This is a genomic window from Pseudomonas benzenivorans (assembly GCF_024397895.1).
GTDB classification, from domain to species: Bacteria; Pseudomonadota; Gammaproteobacteria; order Pseudomonadales; family Pseudomonadaceae; genus Aquipseudomonas; species Aquipseudomonas benzenivorans_A.
Window position 1 is genome coordinate 924,036 of sequence record NZ_CP073346.1, and the last position, 15,623, is coordinate 939,658.

Annotated in this window: 16 protein-coding genes; 10 read left to right on the forward strand and 6 right to left on the reverse strand. The window is 66.2% G+C overall.

The annotated features are described in order from the left end of the window. Positions 1 to 21: 21 nt before the first annotated feature. Complete coding sequence (locus KDW96_RS04280; RefSeq protein WP_255839192.1) at positions 22 to 1,206, reverse strand: MFS transporter; 1,185 nt, start codon at positions 1,204 to 1,206, stop codon at positions 22 to 24. Between the two features lie 218 nt (positions 1,207 to 1,424). Between KDW96_RS04280 and KDW96_RS04285 the strand changes: the two genes are divergently transcribed. Then, positions 1,425 to 2,270 carry a DMT family transporter gene (locus tag KDW96_RS04285; protein ID WP_255839193.1) on the forward strand — a complete coding sequence of 282 codons (846 nt, stop codon included), beginning with the start codon at positions 1,425 to 1,427 and terminating at the stop codon, positions 2,268 to 2,270. 142 nt (positions 2,271 to 2,412) lie between these two features. Here the strand turns inward: KDW96_RS04285 and KDW96_RS04290 are convergent, their stop codons facing one another. The 3 genes from KDW96_RS04290 to KDW96_RS04300 all read right to left on the reverse strand — a co-directional run bounded on the left by KDW96_RS04290 (position 2,413) and on the right by KDW96_RS04300 (position 5,271). Continuing rightward, the gene (locus KDW96_RS04290) at positions 2,413 to 3,069 is read right to left on the reverse strand and encodes a hypothetical protein (RefSeq protein ID WP_255839194.1); all 657 of its coding nucleotides are present in this window, start codon (positions 3,067 to 3,069) and stop codon (positions 2,413 to 2,415) included. Between the two features lie 201 nt (positions 3,070 to 3,270). Next, complete coding sequence (locus KDW96_RS04295; RefSeq protein WP_255839195.1) at positions 3,271 to 4,008, reverse strand: response regulator transcription factor; 738 nt, start codon at positions 4,006 to 4,008, stop codon at positions 3,271 to 3,273. 300 nt (positions 4,009 to 4,308) lie between these two features. Beyond that, the gene (locus KDW96_RS04300; RefSeq protein WP_255837515.1) at positions 4,309 to 5,271 is read right to left on the reverse strand and encodes an IS1595 family transposase; all 963 of its coding nucleotides are present in this window, start codon (positions 5,269 to 5,271) and stop codon (positions 4,309 to 4,311) included. A 296-nt stretch (positions 5,272 to 5,567) separates the two neighbouring features. Here KDW96_RS04300 and KDW96_RS04305 point away from each other — a divergent pair, with 296 nt between their 5' ends. Together KDW96_RS04305 and KDW96_RS04310 are read left to right on the forward strand one after the other, a co-directional pair. Continuing rightward, positions 5,568 to 6,278 (forward strand): 4'-phosphopantetheinyl transferase family protein, encoded by a 711-nt coding sequence (locus KDW96_RS04305; protein ID WP_255839196.1) that lies wholly within the window; start codon positions 5,568 to 5,570, stop codon positions 6,276 to 6,278. Positions 6,279 to 6,375: 97 nt separating this feature from the next. After that, on the forward strand, positions 6,376 to 7,665 hold the full coding sequence (locus tag KDW96_RS04310; protein ID WP_255839197.1) for a M18 family aminopeptidase: 1,290 nt from the start codon (positions 6,376 to 6,378) through the stop codon (positions 7,663 to 7,665). Between the two features lie 10 nt (positions 7,666 to 7,675). On the opposite strand, the gene KDW96_RS04315 is transcribed toward KDW96_RS04310, so the two are convergent. Beyond that, positions 7,676 to 8,392: a UTRA domain-containing protein gene (locus KDW96_RS04315; RefSeq protein ID WP_255839198.1), complete on the reverse strand. Its 717-nt coding sequence runs from the start codon at positions 8,390 to 8,392 to the stop codon at positions 7,676 to 7,678. Between the two features lie 329 nt (positions 8,393 to 8,721). On the opposite strand from KDW96_RS04315, the gene KDW96_RS04320 reads away from it, so the two are divergent. The 7 genes from KDW96_RS04320 to KDW96_RS04350 all read left to right on the forward strand — a co-directional run bounded on the left by KDW96_RS04320 (position 8,722) and on the right by KDW96_RS04350 (position 14,506). Then, entirely contained in the window at positions 8,722 to 9,780 is a 1,059-nt protein-coding gene (locus tag KDW96_RS04320; RefSeq protein ID WP_255839199.1) for an ABC transporter substrate-binding protein, read from the forward strand. A 95-nt stretch (positions 9,781 to 9,875) separates the two neighbouring features. Further along, positions 9,876 to 10,682, forward strand: a complete 807-nt coding sequence (locus tag KDW96_RS04325) for an alkaline phosphatase family protein (protein WP_255839200.1) — start codon at positions 9,876 to 9,878, stop codon at positions 10,680 to 10,682. 101 nt (positions 10,683 to 10,783) lie between these two features. Then, positions 10,784 to 11,593, forward strand: a complete 810-nt coding sequence (locus KDW96_RS04330; protein ID WP_255840473.1) for an ABC transporter permease — start codon at positions 10,784 to 10,786, stop codon at positions 11,591 to 11,593. Continuing rightward, positions 11,580 to 12,377 (forward strand): ABC transporter permease, encoded by a 798-nt coding sequence (locus KDW96_RS04335; RefSeq protein ID WP_255839201.1) that lies wholly within the window; start codon positions 11,580 to 11,582, stop codon positions 12,375 to 12,377. Before KDW96_RS04330 ends, KDW96_RS04335 begins: the two co-directional genes overlap by 14 nt. Further along, on the forward strand, positions 12,374 to 13,363 hold the full coding sequence (locus KDW96_RS04340) for an ABC transporter ATP-binding protein (RefSeq protein WP_255839202.1): 990 nt from the start codon (positions 12,374 to 12,376) through the stop codon (positions 13,361 to 13,363). Before KDW96_RS04335 ends, KDW96_RS04340 begins: the two co-directional genes overlap by 4 nt. Then, a complete protein-coding gene (locus KDW96_RS04345) occupies positions 13,363 to 14,016 on the forward strand; it encodes an HAD family hydrolase (RefSeq protein ID WP_255839203.1) in 654 nt (217 codons plus the stop codon). Before KDW96_RS04340 ends, KDW96_RS04345 begins: the two co-directional genes overlap by 1 nt. A gap of 76 nt (positions 14,017 to 14,092) precedes the next feature. Beyond that, positions 14,093 to 14,506, forward strand: coding sequence for a hypothetical protein (locus tag KDW96_RS04350; protein WP_255839204.1), 414 nt, complete (start codon positions 14,093 to 14,095; stop codon positions 14,504 to 14,506). A 49-nt stretch (positions 14,507 to 14,555) separates the two neighbouring features. On the opposite strand, the gene KDW96_RS04355 is transcribed toward KDW96_RS04350, so the two are convergent. Beyond that, positions 14,556 to 15,452 carry a LysR substrate-binding domain-containing protein gene (locus tag KDW96_RS04355; RefSeq protein WP_255839205.1) on the reverse strand — a complete coding sequence of 299 codons (897 nt, stop codon included), beginning with the start codon at positions 15,450 to 15,452 and terminating at the stop codon, positions 14,556 to 14,558. Between the last annotated feature and the right edge of the window lie 171 nt (positions 15,453 to 15,623).

Here is a 15,623-nt window from a genome sequence, read left to right on the forward strand (position 1 = left end):
CCGCCGACCGGTCCTCGCGCCCTACAGCCGCCCTGCGCGCCAGGTGGCCAGCAGGAACAGGCTGGCCAGCACCGCCAGCAAGGGCAGCCAGCCGGCGTGTTGCCACACATAGCCGCCGACATAACCGACCAGGCTGGAGCCCAGGTAGTAGGCGCACAGGTACAGCGCCGACGCCTGAGCCTTGGCGCCCTGGGCACGCTGACCGACCTGGCCGCTGGCCACCGCGTGGGCGGCGAAGAAGCCCAGGGTGAACAGCGCCAGGCCGCCCACCACTGCCGCCAGCCAGGGTGTGGCGCAGAGCCCCACGCCGACCAGCATGATGCCGATGCCCCCCTGCAGCACCTGGCGCGCGCCGAGGCGCGGCACCAGGCGCCCGGCCCAGCCGGCGCTGAAGATCCCCAGCAGGTAGACGCTGAACAGCAGGCCGATGGCGCTCGGCGACAGGTTGAACGGTGCCGCTGCCAGGCGAAAGCCGATGTAGTTGAACAGCGCGACGAAACCGCCCATCAGCAGGAACGCCAGCAGGAACAGGCTGCGCAGTTCCGGGTTGCGCAGATGCGTGGCGAAGTTGCCGAGCAGACCGCGCAAGGACAGCGGCTGCGCCTGGAAATGCCGGGAGGGCGGCAGCAGCCAGAGAAACAGGGCCAGGGCCAGCAGTCCCAGCCCGGCGATGCCGCCGAGGGCCAGGTGCCAGCCGCCCAGGTCGCTGAGCACGCCGGCGAGCAGCCGCCCGAGCAGGCCGCCCAGCGCCGTGCCGCCGATATACAGGCCCATCGCCGCCGGCAGCGCCTGCGGGTCGAACTCCTCGCCGACATAGGCCATGGCCAGAGCCGGCAACCCGCTCAGGGCCAGGCCGAGCAGCGCCCGCAGGACCAGCAGGTAATCCCAGGTTTCGACCAGGGCGCAGCCGAGCCCCAGCACGCTGGCCAGCGCCAGGGCCGCGGCCATCACCGGCTTGCGCCCCCAGCTCTCGGCCAGGGCGCCGGAAACCAGCAGGCACAGTGCCAGGCTGAGGGTCGCCAGGGACAGGGCCAGGCTGCTGGTCGCGGCCGACACCGCGAATTCGGCGGCCAGTTGCGGCAGCAACGGCTGCACGCAATAGAGCATGGCGAAGGTGGCGAACCCGGCGCAGAACAGCGCCAGGGTGGCGCGCCGATAGGCGCCGGTACCGCGCTGAAGGTGCGCGCTGACAGGAGAGGAAGACATCGACAAGGCTCACAAGACCGGCCACCAGCAGGCCGCCGGCAAGCCTAGCACGGACACCCGCCCGCACGGCACACGACAGCCCCCTCCATAGGTCTAGACCGCACCTGTTGGCCCGACGCCAGGGGTCGATTGGCGCCACTGCGCATTACCCGCCTGTGGCACTATTGCCGAGCAGCCGGGTGACCCGCAGTGCGCCATTGGTACAAGGAAGAAGCCGCTTGGAAACCTCCGTATTTCTCGCCGTGATGGCCGCCGCCGCGCTGCATGCGTGCTGGAACGCCCTGCTCAAGATCGGTCTGGACCGCTTTCTCACCGCCTGCCTGATCCAGATCGCCGCCGGCGCGGTGGCACTCTGCACCCTGCCCTTCGTGGCCTTTCCCCAGGCATCGGCCTGGCCGTGGATCGCCCTCTCGGCCCTGCTGCACATCGGCTACAACAGCTTTCTCGCGCGCGCCTACCAGCACGGCGACCTCGGCCAGGTCTACCCGATCTCTCGCGGCAGTTCGCCGCTGATCGTCGCCCTGCTGTCGGTCACCCTGCTCGGCGACCACCTGCCCGCGGGCCAGTGGCTCGGGCTGCTGGCCCTGGTCACGGGCATCTGGCTGATGGCCCTGCGCGGCGGCCACCTCGCGACGCGCTTCAATGCGCCTATGCTGTCCAGCGCATTGCTGACCGCCTGCTTCATCGCCGGCTACACGCTGTCCGACGCGGTCGGCGCGCGCAACAACCAGAATGCGCTGTCCTACTCGATGTGGCTGTTCAGCGTCAGCGGCCTGGTCATGGCCGTGGTGCTCGCGGCGAGCCGCGGGCCGCGGGTATTCCTGCGACTCGGGCCACACTGGAAAGGGGGGCTGATCGGCGGCGCGCTATCGCTGGCGGCCTACAGCATCGTCATCTGGGCCATGACCCAGGCGCCGGTGGCGCTGGTGTCGGCGCTGCGCGAATCCAGCGTGCTGTTCGCCCTGCTGATCGGCAGCCTGTGGCTCAAGGAAAGCTTGGCGCCGATCCGCCTGCTGGCGTGCGGCCTGATCCTGATCGGCATGCTGGTGATGAAACTGGCCTGAACCTCCTGTCCCCAGCGCAGACAGCCATGTCCGACAACGGTCTGCCGCCGATCACACTCGGCGGCACACTGACCCGGCCCGCCGACAGGCGCCTCGATCCAATTGGAGGCGCTGGCGGGTCGTGCTACTTCTCAACGTGTTGCTACTCTAGCTCCGCCTCCAAAGGTTCGACGCTGACCGAGAAGCTGCGTATGCGCCCCTGCTCCTCGATCTGGTGCACCCCTATGCCCGTGACGGTACCCGTCGCGCCCAGAGGGAAGGTTCCGGCATCCTCGGACTTGATCTTGAAGTCACGGTCCGATTCGCAGTCGCAATCCTCAGCGCCGACGAAGGGTCCAGGGTTGAAGGTGCCATCGTTATGGAAGTGGGCGAACCCGGGGTGGGCATTCTCGACGAACTCGTTCTCGTCATCGTCGAGTTTTTCCGTGTTATCGAAGGCCATTCCCTCAATGCCACGGAGTAGCTTGTAGTTGTTGTTGAGGGTCAGGTTCCAGGTGATACGCAGACCGAAGCTGTCCTCGGCAGGTGCCATCTCCTGAACGAAGTTGATGTCGATGGGTTTGCCGTTGGCGACATTCAGGGTCAGGTCGAGCGTACCCTTGTTGCGTCCCGTACCGGCATTGCCGGTGAAAACGCAGTTGCTCACCTGGGTATCATCGAAGGTCAGCATCCAGCCTGTATCCCGACTGCCGTCTGCCAGCTCGCAGGTGCCCGCGCTGGCCGGTCCGGCGAACAGACCTGCCCCGGCAATGCCGAGGGCCAGTGGCACCGAGTAGATTTTCAACCAATGAGTGAACATGGTGTCCTCCATTCTCTGCACAAAGCCCCAGCCTTTGCGTTTGTTCCCTCCCAGGACGTTGGAAAAAGCCGAATAGCTGCCTTGCCTCTCTACTCCGGAAAGCCAAGGCCGGCGCCTCGCCCCCTGCTTGCGTGGGTGACGCTGCCCGAGTGGCAGTATAGGGTTCAGACTAAAGTCTGATTGTGCTGGCGTTGCGAAACACTATGCGTCTTCTGGGCAAGGCCGATGTTCGGACGGGTTCAGACGGTATTGCGAGGGGGTGACGCCAATGCGCTGGCGGAACAGTCGGGTGAAGTGCGAGGCGTTGCGAAACCCGGCGGCGCTGGCCACCTCGCAGATCGTCACATGGGGATTGCCCAACATCTTCAGGGCCCGCTGCAGCCGGTATCGGCACAGGTACTCACGAAAGGTCAGGCCGTGGACGCGCTTGAAGCTGCGACTGAGCTCCCAGACGCTCATGCGACAGCAGCGGGCGACATCCTCGAGTCGCAGCACCTCGGCATAGTGGCGCTGCACATAGGTCAGCGCTTCCTCGGCCACGCGCTCGGAGCGCCCCGGCGCCTCGATGCGCGCCTCCTGGGGAATCAGCGGTGCCGGCATGGCAATCTGCCGCCCGGCGTCCTGGCTCGCCGGCAACACCTGCAACAACTGGCCGATGCGTCGCCACAGGTCCTGCTCCGATACCGGTTTGACGAGGTAATCCCAGACCCGCGTGCGAAACGCCCACACGGCCAACGCCTCGGAATGGTGGAGGGTGAGCATCAGAATCGGCAGGGCCGGGAAGGCCTGCTTGGTTGCGCGCAGGGTTTTCAGACCATTCAGGCTGGGGTAGTCGAATTCGAAACAGGCCAGCAAGGGAGCGCCCCGCTCGATGCCCTGAAACAGGGTCGCCGTGCCGACCTGATGCAGCAGCCGGACATGGGCTTCGAGCTCGCCCACTGGACTGGGCTCCAGCGTGTTACTGCGCAAGTCGGCCCACATCAGGCAGGGCACAGCCATCATATGCCTCTCATCGAATTCATCCTGCCCCGCATACGGGGCCACGGGCCCGACATCGACACGGGCTCGCGGCCACTGCCCGGACGCAAGCTCATCGCAATCAGACCCCAAAAAGTATAGGTCGGCTGCTGGCACACCGTGCCCAGAAGGGGCGGAGCCCGGTACGGGCCGTAGTCTGCAGCGCCGCACTGGAGCCTAGCTGACCCGGCGATGCCGTCGGTCAATCGGGCAAAAAAAAGGCTATGTACCAATAGCGTGTTGCAGGGTTCTGCCTACCGCCTCCTGAATGCAGTGAGCCGGCCGAATATTCCGCTGATAGCGCTCTAGCATGCGGCGCCAGCCCAGGTAATTCGGGAGGTAGCGGGTGGCCACGCCGTGAAAGCGGGTCATCCAGCTCTTCAAGCGGCTGTGGTAGGCGTTGACGTTCTGAATATGGAAAGCGCCTTGGCGCACTCGCTGGCCGGGGCGGGCATGCACGACCTGATGGGTGATGCCCTGTGCCCGGGCAAAGCTGGCATAGACTGCCGCCCCGTCACTGCAGAGCACGGCCTCCCGGTCGATCAGCGGCATCAACGCCTCTCGCACATGATTGGCATCGAGCTTGGCCAACTTGAAGTCAGCGGTGTGGCCCTCCCGGTCGCGCACCACCATCACCGGGATCTGGTCTTTACCCGTGCCGCGGGTCACGCTCACCCCACCTCGTTTACGGGGCGGCCGAGGCAACTGCCTCTGGCCCTTGAAGGACTCCAGAAAGAACGTCTCATCCACTTCGACAATCCCTGCCTCATGCGTGGCGTGATGCTCAGCCGCTGCAGCCAGGAAGCGGTGCCTCCAGAGGAAAGCGGTGTTTTTGCTGATGCCGCATGCCTGGGCCGCCTTGCGCACGCTAAGCCCGTCAATCAGTGCCTGGGCGTAGTCTTTCCAGCGTTCGGGGTAGTGCAGGCGGGCAAGGCCTGTTGCTGAGCGCGCGGTGCAAGTCCGTCGACAACTACGGCAACGATAGCGGCGCAGACTGCGCGACCAACCCCAGGGCGCAAGCTGATTCGCATTGGTCTGGCAATGCGGGCAACGCTGCAGCGCCGGCAGGCAATCGAGCACTTCTGTCGCCGGCGGGTTCCGCAGTGCCTGATGAAGCGTAGATTTCTGATGGGCGCTGAGTTGGCTCAGTTGAGCCAGCCAGTGGTGAAAGGCTTGAGTATCCATAATCGGCAGACCTCCTGATTGGAACTCTGCCGTTTAGATTAGTACTCGCAACACATCGTTGGTACATAGCCAAAAAAAACGGGAGCCCAAACGGGCTCCCGTACTCGAATCTGAGAAAAGGTCGGGGCCGGCAGACACCGGCACCAACTACAACCTCACCTGCGTCCCCGAAGAAACGCGAGCTCAGTCTGGCAAAAGCCCAGTCAACTATCCGTTTAGCTTTGTTGCGGTTTTGCAAAGAAATGTAAGTGCGCCGGTGGCTGGCAGGCGCGGGCGGCGCGCGGCAGAATGCCGGCATGAGCCAAGCCTACCTGCCCTCCTGCTGCACCCCGCTGAGCGATCATTGGCCACTGCCGCAGACGCTGTCTGGCGTGCAACTGATCAGCACGCGCTTCGATCCCGAGCGCCTGGATGCCGATGATTTCAGCCGCTGCGGCATTGCCCCGGTCCGCGGCGTGGCCAAGCGCCAGAGCGAATACCTCGCCGGTCGCCTGTGCGCCCGCGAAGCCCTGCGGCGCCTGACTGGCGAGGGCCTGGTGCCGGCGGTGAGAGAAGACCGGGCGCCGCAGTGGCCCGCAGGTCTGGTTGGCTCGATCAGCCACGGCAACGGCTGGGCCGGCGCCCTGGTGGCGCGCGGCGAGGCCTGGCGCGGCCTCGGTCTGGATATCGAGCAGGTCCTGAGCAGCGTCCGCGCCGAGCGCCTGGCCGCAGAAATCCTCACCCCGGGGGAACTGCAGCAGCTGCAAGCGCTGCCGGCCGAGCAGCGCGCCTGGCGGGTCAGCCTGACCTTCTCGCTCAAGGAAAGCCTGTTCAAGGCGCTCTATCCCCTGGTACTGCGGCGCTTCTACTTCCACGACGCCGAGCTGCTCGGCAGCCAGGACGACGGCCGCGCGCGCCTGTGCTTGCTGATCGACCTGGGCGCCGACTGGCCGGCTGGCAGCGAACTGCAGGGGCAGTTCGCCGAGTGCGACGGCCAACTGCTCAGCCTGGTCAGCATCCCGGCCTGAGCCCCGCGCGGGGGCCCCGGGCACCGGCGCGACACAGGCCGCGCCATCGCCACCGACAAATCCGATAAACTCCGCGCATTGCCGCCAGGAGTGCCCCATGCGCGAAGAACTGAACCAAGGCCTGATCGAGTTTCTCAAGGCCTCGCCGACGCCCTTTCATGCCACCGCCGCCCTCGTCCTGCGTCTGCAGGCGGCCGGCTTCCAGCCGCTCGACGAGCGTGCGACCTGGCACACCGAGGCCGGCGGCCGCTATTACGTAACCCGCAACGACTCCTCGATCATCGCCTTCAAACTGGGCCAGCGCCCGCCCGTCGAGGGCGGCCTGCGCCTGGTCGGCGCCCATACCGACAGCCCCTGCCTGCGGGTCAAGCCCCATCCGGAGCTGCAACGCCAGGGTTTCTTCCAGCTCGGCGTGGAAGTCTACGGTGGCGCGCTGTTCACCCCCTGGTTCGACCGGGACCTGTCGCTGGCCGGTCGGGTGACCTTCCGCGAGAGCGGCAAGGTGCAGAGCCAGCTGATCGATTTCCAGGCGCCGATCGCGGTGATCCCCAACCTGGCCATCCACCTCAACCGCGAGGCCAACCAGGGCTGGAACATCAATGCGCAGAACGAGCTGCCGCCGATCCTGGCCCAGCTCACCGGCAGCGAGGCGGCGGATTTCCGCGCGCTGCTGGCCGACCAGCTGGCCAGCGAACACGGCCTGAGCGCCGACGCGGTGCTGGATTACGAACTGAGCTTCTACGACACCCAGGCCGCCGCGGTGATCGGCCTGAACCGCGACTTCATCGCCGGCGCCCGCCTGGACAACCTGCTGTCCTGCTACGCCGGGCTGCAGGCGCTGCTGGCCGCCCCGGATGCGGAGAGCTGCGTGCTGGTGTGCAACGACCATGAGGAGGTGGGTTCCACCTCCGCCTGCGGCGCCGACGGGCCGATGCTCGAGCAGGTGCTGCGCCGCGTGCTGCCGGAGGGCGATGGCTTTGTGCGCTGCATCCAGCGCTCGCTGCTGGTCTCCGCCGACAACGCCCACGCCGTGCACCCCAACTACCCGGACAAGCACGACGAAAACCACGGCCCCAAGCTGAATGCCGGCCCGGTGATCAAGATCAACAGCAACCAGCGCTACGCCACCAACAGCGAGACCGCCGGATTCTTCCGCCACCTGTGCCTGGAAAACGAGGTGCCGGTGCAGAGTTTCGTCACCCGCAGCGACATGGGCTGCGGCTCGACCATCGGCCCGCTGACCGCCAGCCAGCTCGGCGTGCGCACGGTGGATATCGGCCTGCCGACCTTCGCCATGCACTCGATCCGCGAACTGGCCGGCAGCCAGGACCTGGCCCACCTGGTCAAGGTGCTGACCGCCTTCTACGCCAGCGCCGAGCTGCCGTAAGCAGGCAGCGCTACTCCGGCACCTCGACGCTCACGTGCAGGGCGTCGTGGCGCCAGAACTCCAGGTCACAGTCGATCAGTCGCCCGTGCTGGTCGCGATTGACCCGCACGATGCGCAGCGCCGGGCTGCCCAGCGCCACCTTCAGCGCCGCCGCGGCCTCGCTGTGCAGGGCCGTCGGCACCATGTCGAAACGCACCCGGCCGTAGCGTACTCCGTACTCGCGCTCGTACAGCTCTGTCAGCGAGCGGGTCAGGTCAAATCCCAGGATGCCCGGAAAATAGGCCGGGTTGAGGTAGTGCTCGACATACAGCACCAGGCGCCCGTCGATGCGCCGCGCCCGGCGAATCTGGTAGACGCTGGACAGCGCCGGCAGTGCCAGCAGCTGGCAGATTTCCGCATTGGCCGGCATCAGCCGCGCGCTCAGCACCTCGGTGGCCGGCACCCGGCCCTGCTCGCCGACCATGGCATGGAAATGGCTGCGTACCAGCGGGTTGTAGGCCAGTCGCGGCGGCGAGACGAACCAGCCGCGGCGCTCCTCGCGATAGACCAGTCCCTGGGCCTCCAGCTGGCCCAGCGCCTCGCGCAATGTGATGCGCGTGGTGTCGAACAGCTCGCTGAGCTTGCGCTCGGCCGGCAGCTTGCTGCCGGAGGGCAGCAAGCCATGTTCGATCTGTTCTTCCAGTGCTCGGCAGATGGTGGTCACTGCACGTGGCGCTTCTTCGCGCATCGACGCTTCCCCTTATGGACTAGTCCAGCACCGTTTCGAGGCCCAGGGGCCCGAGTCGGGCCCCTCAACGCTAGCGCTGCAAGATAGGCAGTCTAGATGACCGGTAGATGACAGCGGGCCGACAGCCGTCACCCTGGTCGCCAGCGATAATCCGCCACGCCACGTTGAATCAGCCCCCCAGCCATGGTCTACGCTTGCTGAGCGCCGGCTTGGCAATAGGCCTGGACACCCGCGTGGGCGCGACAGACACGAAACTGTCACCTCGGCGGCCTAAATTGGCTTCGATCCTTCTGATCTAGACCAACACCCTCATCGCAAAGGAGTTTCCAATGAAACAACTGCTGCTGGCTTCACTGATGGGCGCTGCCGTCGCCCTTGCCAACTCGGCCATGGCGGCCGACATGGACATGCAGGCGCTGGAACAGGCCGCTCGCGCCGAGGGCGCGGTAAACAGCGTGGGCATGCCCGACAGCTGGGCCAACTGGAAGGACACCTGGGCAGACCTGAACAAGCTGTATGGCCTCAAGCACCTGGACACCGACATGAGCTCGGCCCAGGAAATCGCCAAGTTCGCCGCCGAGAAGGACAATGCCACCGCCGACATCGGCGACGTTGGCGCCGCCTTCGGCCCCATCGCCGTGCAGCAGGGCGTGACCCAGCCGTTCAAGCCGAGCACCTGGGAGCAGATCCCGGCCTGGGCCAAGGATCAGGATGGCCACTGGATGCTGGCCTATACCGGCTCCATCGCCTTCATCGTCAACAAGAACCTGGTCAAGGACATCCCGCACTCCTGGGCCGAGCTGAAGGAAGGCAAGTACAAGATTGCCATCGGTGACGTCAGCGCTGCCGCCCAGGCGGTCAACGGCGTGCTGGCCGCGGCCATCGCCAACGGCGGCGACGAGAAGAACATCCAGCCGGGCCTGGACTACTTCGCCAGCATCGCCGAGCAGGGTCGCCTGTCACTGTCCAACCCGACCATCCAGACCCTGGAAAAGGGTGAAGTGGAAGTCGGCGTGGTCTGGGATTTCAACGGCCTCAGCTACCGCGACCAGATCGACCCCAGCCGCTTCGAAGTGCTGATCCCCGCCGATGGCTCGGTGATCTCCGGCTACAGCACCATCATCAACAAGTACGCGAAGAACCCCAACGCCGCCAAGCTGGCGCGTGAATACATCCTCAGCGACGCCGGCCAGATCAACCTGGCCAAGGGCAATGCCCGGCCGATCCGCGCCGAGCACCTGACCCTGCCGGCCGAGGTCCAGGCCAAGCTGCTGCCCAACGCACAGTACGTCAAGGTCCAGCCGATCAAGGACGCCGCCGCCTGGGAAGCCACGTCCAAGGCCCTGCCGCAGCTCTGGCAGGAACACGTGATCATCAATATGGAGTAAGCGGCGTTCGCCATCCGCACGCGCCGGAGGGGCTGCGCTGGAGACAGTCCCTCCGGTTCACCGTCAAACGAACGCAATCGGGGTCAATAGCAACGATGAAACACAACGTCATCCTGGTGGTCCTGGATGGCCTGAACTACCAGGTCGCCCGCCATGCCCTCGGCCACCTGCAGGCCTACTGCGACGCCGGCCGCGCCGCCCTGTACAAGCTCGACTGCGAGCTGCCGTCGCTGTCGCGTCCGCTCTACGAATGCATCCTCACCGGCGTGCCACCGATCGACAGCGGCATCGTGCACAACGACGTGGTGCGCCTGTCCAATCAACGCAGCATCTTCCATTACGCCCGCGATGCCGGCCTGAGCACCGCCGCCGCGGCCTACCACTGGGTCAGCGAGCTGTACAACCGTGCGCCCTTCGTGGCCGCCCGCGATCGCCATACCGAGGCCTCCGAGCTGCCGATCCAGCACGGCCACTTCTACTACGCCGACCACTACCCGGATTCGCACCTGTTCGCCGACGCGGAGAGCCTGCGCCAGCGCCACAGCCCGGAGTTCCTTCTGGTGCACCCGATGAACATCGACGACGCCGGCCACAAGCACGGCCTCGACAGCCCGCAGTACCGCAACAGCGCCCGCCGCGCCGACATCGTCCTGGCCGACTACCTGGCAGGCTGGCTCGAGGACGGCTATCAGGTACTGGTCACCGCCGACCACGGCATGAACAACGACCGCTCGCACAACGGCCTGCTGAAGGAGGAGCGCGAAGTGCCGTTGTTCGTCCTCGGCGACGCCTTCAGCCTCGATAGCCTGGCGCAGCCGCGGCAGACCGAGCTGTGCGGCACCGTGTGCGAGCTGCTCGGCGTGCCCCACGACAAGCCCGTCTGCCGCGAGTTGCTGAAATGAATACACCACTGGAGGAAACGCCCAAGGCTCCGGCCGCACTGCTGCCTGAGCGGGTGGCCGCGCCGCGCGCGCGCCTGCGCATCCCGGGCAAATGGCTGGCCATGCTCTGCCTGCTGCCCTTCGCCCTCTTCTTCCTCGCCTTCCAGATCGCGCCGCTGGTCTGGGTTGCGGTGCACAGCCTGAGCGTCGGCGACGGCTGGGGACTGGGCAATTTCGAGAAGATATTCAGCTCCAAGTTCTACCTGCAGGCGATCAAGCACAGCCTGCAGATCGCCTTCTGGTCCAGCCTGTTCGGCATCGTCATCGCCATCCTCGGCAGCTACTCGCTGCGCCAGGTGGACTCCAAGCTGCGCGACTTCGTCATCGCCTTCTCCAACATGACCAGCAACTTCGCCGGGGTGCCGCTGGCCTTCGCCTTCATCATCCTGCTGGGCTTCAACGGCGCGCTGACCATCCTGCTCAAGCAGATCGGCGTGATCGAGGACTTCAACCTCTACTCCAAGACCGGTCTGATCGTGCTCTACACCTACTTCCAGATCCCCCTCGGCGTGCTGCTGCTGTACCCGGCCTTCGACGCCCTGCGCGAGGACTGGCGCGAGTCCGCCGCCCTGCTCGGCGCCGGCACCTGGGACTACTGGCGGCACATCGGCCTGCCGGTGCTGACCCCGGCGCTGCTCGGCACCTTCGTCATCCTCCTGGCCAACGCCCTGGGCGCCTACGCCACGGTCTACTACCTGACCACCGGCAACTTCAACGTGCTGCCGATCCGCATCGCGGCGATGGTCTCCGGCGATATTTCCCTCAATCCGGACATGGCCAGCGCCCTGGCCATGGTGCTGGTCGGCCTGATGGCGGTGATCACCGTGGCCCATCAGCTGCTGCTCAAGAGGAGCTACCATGTCACCCGCTGAAGCCAAACCCGGCGCGCTCTACCACCGGGTGATCGTCTGGCTGCTGTTTCTGATCCTGCTGCTGCCGCTGGCCGCCACCCTGCTTTATTCGCTGTCCACCAGCTGGGGCGCGACCATCCTCCCCGATGGCCTGACCTTCAAGTGGTACCTGGCGCTGTGGAGCGACGCGCGCTTTCTCGCCGCCTTCGGCCAGTCGCTGCTGGTGTGTTTCGCCGCCCTGCTGCTGTCGGTGCTGCTGATCCTGCCGCTGCTGTTCGTGGTGCATTACCACTTCCCCCGGCTGGACGCGCTGATGAACATCCTCATCCTGCTGCCCTTCGCCGTGCCGCCGGTGGTGTCCTCGGTGGGCCTGCTGCAGGTCTATGGCTCCGGCCCGCTGGCCATGGTCGGCACGCCGTGGATCCTGATCGGCTGCTACTTCACCATCGCCCTGCCCTTCATGTACCGGGCCATCACCAACAACCTGCAGGCGATCAACCTGCGCGACCTGATGGACGCCGCCCACCTGCTCGGCGCCAGCACCTGGAAGGCGGCCTTCCTGGTGGTGCTGCCGAACCTGCGCAAGGGCCTGATGGTGTCGCTGTTCCTGTCGTTCAGCTTCCTGTTCGGCGAGTTCGTCTTCGCCAACCTGCTGGTCGGCACGCGCTACGAAACCCTGCAGGTGTACCTGAACAACATGCGCAACAGCAGCGGCCACTTCAACAGCGCCCTGGTGATTTCCTACTTCTTCTTCGTGCTGCTGTTCACCTGGGCCGCCAATCGCCTGAACAAGGACAAGACATGAGTTTCCTGAGCATTCAAGGCCTGCATAAAAGCTACGGCCAGACCCCGATCTTCAGCGACATCGACTGCGAGATCGGCCAGGGCGAGTTCGTCACCCTGCTCGGCCCCTCCGGTTGCGGCAAATCCACCCTGCTGCGCTGCATCGCCGGCCTGACCTCGGTCAATGGCGGACAGATCCTTCTCGATGGTCAGGACCTGGTGCCGGTGCCGCCGCAGAAGCGCGGCATCGGCATGGTGTTCCAGAGCTACGCGCTGTTCCCCAACATGACCGTGCGCGAGAACGTCGCCTTCGGCCTGCGCATGCAGCAAGTGGGCAAGAGCGAGAGCAACCAACGCGTCGGCGAAGCCCTGGACATGGTCGAGCTGGGCGAGTTCGCCGAGCGCTACCCGCAGCAGCTATCCGGTGGCCAGTGCCAGCGCGTGGCCCTGGCCCGCTCGCTGGTCACCCGCCCGCGCCTGCTGCTGCTCGACGAACCGCTGTCGGCGCTGGACGCCCGCATCCGCAAGCACCTGCGCGAACAGATCCGCGCCATCCAGCAGGAGTTGGGCCTGACCACCATCTTCGTCACCCACGACCAGGAAGAAGCGCTGGTGATGAGCGACCGCATCTTCCTGATGAACGCCGGCCAGATCGTCCAGAGCGGCGATGCCGAGACGCTTTACACCGCGCCGGTGGACGCCTTCGCCGCCGGCTTCATCGGCAACTACAACCTGCTCGAGGCCGAGGCCGCCAGCCGCCTGCTCGGCCGCCCGGTTGGCGGGCGCATCGCCATCCGCCCGGAAGCCATCGCCCTCGGCGCCCAGGGCCAGATCGAGGCCCTGGTGCGCAGCCACAGCCTGCTCGGCAACGTCATCCGCTACCGCGTCGAGGCCCGCGGCGTGGAGCTGCTGGTCGACGTGCTGAACCGCTCGGTGGCCGACATGCACCCGAGCGGCCAGCGCGTCGCGCTGGACATAGCGCCCCACGCCGTTCACGAGGTGGCCTGATGGCCCTGGCAATCTTCGACCTGGACGACACCCTGATCGACGGCGACTGCGCCAGCCTGTGGAGCGCCGAAATGGCCAAGCTCGGCTGGGTCGACGGCGACAGCTTCCTGGCCCGCGACCGCGAACTGATGGCGCTCTACGCCGAAGGCAAGCTGGCCATGGAGGACTATATGGCCTTCAGCCTCGCGCCCCTGGTCGGGCGCAGCGCGGAAGAAGTGGCGTACGTCGTCGAACCCTTCGTCGAGGAGGTGATCGAACCGCTGCTCTACAGCGACGCGACCCGCTGCCTGGCCCGGCACCGCGCGGCCGGCGAGCGCATTCTGGTCATCTCCGCCTCGGCGCATTTTCTGGTCAGCGCCATCGCCGCTCGCCTGGGAATCGACGAGGTGCTGGCGATCGAACTGGAACAGCGGCACGGCGGCTACAGCGGCCGCACCCAGGGCGTGCTGACCTACCGCGAGGGCAAGGTCACCCGCCTGCAGCGATGGCTGGAGCAACAGGGCGAATCCCTGGACGGCGCCTACTTCTACTCGGACTCGCGCAATGACCTGCCGCTGCTGCAACGGGTCAGCCTGCCCCACGCGGTCAACCCCGACCCGGTGCTGCGCGCCCACGCCGAACAGGCCGGCTGGCCGATCCTCAACTGGCGTTAAGGCTTCCTCGGACAAACGCCTGTCTGTAAGGTGGCGCCTTTCAGGCCCAGGCCTGCCCCCTGACCGCGGAGCCCTCATGCCCCAGCCCGATTCGCAACAACACCTGGCCGCGCGCCTGGCGATTCTCGATCACCCGGATGCTCAGGACTGCACCGTCTACCGCCCCGACGAGCAGGACCCGGATGCCGAGGAACTGGACCTGGGCGACGCCAAGATCGTCTTCACCGGGGTATTCCAGCCGCCTGCGGACTGGGATGCCGAGCAGCGCAGCGAGTTCTACGGCGACAGCGCCCCCGAGCTGTTCATGACCGCCGCCCTCGAGTGCGAGGCCAAGCCCCTGTCGGCCGTCTACTTCACCGCCGAGATCGGCGACTACGTGGCAACCATGCCGGGTCTGGGCGAGGTAGTGATGTTCTATGTGCACGACTGCCTGGACGGCGAAAACGGCCGTACCTATGTGCTGCAGCGTGACGACGAGTCGCTGGACTGAGCCGGGCAACGCCGTCTGAAAGGGGCTCGGCAACAGCCGCAGCGGGCGCTCAGCGCGCGTGAGGGGATTGTCCAAGCTCCGCCTGGAACCAGTCGATGACCGGTTGCACCAGGCGGCTGTTGCGATGCCGGCTGGCCAGCAGATAGCCGTGGTCGCTGCGGATCACCTCGGGCTGCAAGGCGACCAACTGCCCCTCGGCCACCGCCTGCTGCACCAACTCGGCCCACCCCAGGGCCATGCCCTCGCCCCGCAGGACCGCACTGATCAGCAGCGGATAGTTGTTGAACTTGAAGCGTGCCGTCTCCTGCGCCGGGGCAAGCCCGGCCAGCACACACCAGCCGGCCCAGTCCAGCCAGCGCGGATTGTTCTGGTCCATGTGCAGCAGCGGCACTCGCGACAAGACCTGCTCGTCGACCCGCCCCGTCAGGTCGTGGCGCTGGGCAAAGGCCGGACTGCAGACCGGGAACACCACCTCCCGCACCAGCTGCACCTCGTTCGCGCGACAGCTGCTCAGGGCGCCGAAGCGAATGGCAATGTCGGCCTCGCCCATCTCCAGGGCGGACTCGGAATCGGCCGGCGCGATTTCAAAGCGGTAGCGCGGAAAGGCCTGCTGCAAGGCACCCAGGCGCGGCAGCAGCCAGGCGTGGGCAAAGCCGAAATTGGCGGCGATCGACAGGCTCGGGGGCACATCCAGGGCCTCGTCGCGCAGCTTCTCCACGGCGGTATTGATACTGCTCAGCGCGCTGGACAGCTCGGCGAAGAGGAAGCGTCCCTGGTCGGTTGGCGTCAGCCGGTTGCCCGTGCGATCGAACAGCACCCGACCGATGCTCTCCTCCAGCGCGCGAATGCGCTGCGAGATCACCGGCTGGGTGGTGCCCTGCTCCTGGGCAGCGGCGGTCATGGAACCGAGGCGAAAAGCGGCCTCGAAAGCGATCAGGGCCTTCATGGAGGGAGGATGGTTGCGCTCAGAGACCATAAATTTCGTGCATGCCTTGGCATCAATAAATACAGCTGGGCAGCCCGGCCAGGGCTTGCATATGCTGACTGGCGAGTCGCATATTAGCGCCCGGCGCATGTCCGCCGGGCTGATCGTTGCACATTTGTGCCGTGACGACCA

Excerpts from the sequence above, each read along its gene's own strand:
- KDW96_RS04290 (WP_255839194.1), bottom strand. The coding sequence starts at position 3,069 with ATGTTCACTCATTGGTTGAAAATCTACTCGGTGCCACTGGCCCTCGGC.
- KDW96_RS04330 (WP_255840473.1), top strand. The coding sequence starts at position 10,784 with ATGCTCTGCCTGCTGCCCTTCGCCCTCTTCTTCCTCGCCTTCCAGATC.
- KDW96_RS04320 (WP_255839199.1), top strand. The coding sequence starts at position 8,722 with ATGAAACAACTGCTGCTGGCTTCACTGATGGGCGCTGCCGTCGCCCTT.
- KDW96_RS04280 (WP_255839192.1), bottom strand. The coding sequence starts at position 1,206 with ATGTCTTCCTCTCCTGTCAGCGCGCACCTTCAGCGCGGTACCGGCGCC.
- KDW96_RS04300 (WP_255837515.1), bottom strand. The coding sequence starts at position 5,271 with ATGGATACTCAAGCCTTTCACCACTGGCTGGCTCAACTGAGCCAACTC.
- KDW96_RS04355 (WP_255839205.1), bottom strand. The coding sequence starts at position 15,452 with ATGAAGGCCCTGATCGCTTTCGAGGCCGCTTTTCGCCTCGGTTCCATG.
- KDW96_RS04305 (WP_255839196.1), top strand. The coding sequence starts at position 5,568 with ATGAGCCAAGCCTACCTGCCCTCCTGCTGCACCCCGCTGAGCGATCAT.
- KDW96_RS04350 (WP_255839204.1), top strand. The coding sequence starts at position 14,093 with ATGCCCCAGCCCGATTCGCAACAACACCTGGCCGCGCGCCTGGCGATT.
- KDW96_RS04325 (WP_255839200.1), top strand. The coding sequence starts at position 9,876 with ATGAAACACAACGTCATCCTGGTGGTCCTGGATGGCCTGAACTACCAG.
- KDW96_RS04335 (WP_255839201.1), top strand. The coding sequence starts at position 11,580 with ATGTCACCCGCTGAAGCCAAACCCGGCGCGCTCTACCACCGGGTGATC.
- KDW96_RS04315 (WP_255839198.1), bottom strand. The coding sequence starts at position 8,392 with ATGCGCGAAGAAGCGCCACGTGCAGTGACCACCATCTGCCGAGCACTG.
- KDW96_RS04310 (WP_255839197.1), top strand. The coding sequence starts at position 6,376 with ATGCGCGAAGAACTGAACCAAGGCCTGATCGAGTTTCTCAAGGCCTCG.
- KDW96_RS04345 (WP_255839203.1), top strand. The coding sequence starts at position 13,363 with ATGGCCCTGGCAATCTTCGACCTGGACGACACCCTGATCGACGGCGAC.
- KDW96_RS04340 (WP_255839202.1), top strand. The coding sequence starts at position 12,374 with ATGAGTTTCCTGAGCATTCAAGGCCTGCATAAAAGCTACGGCCAGACC.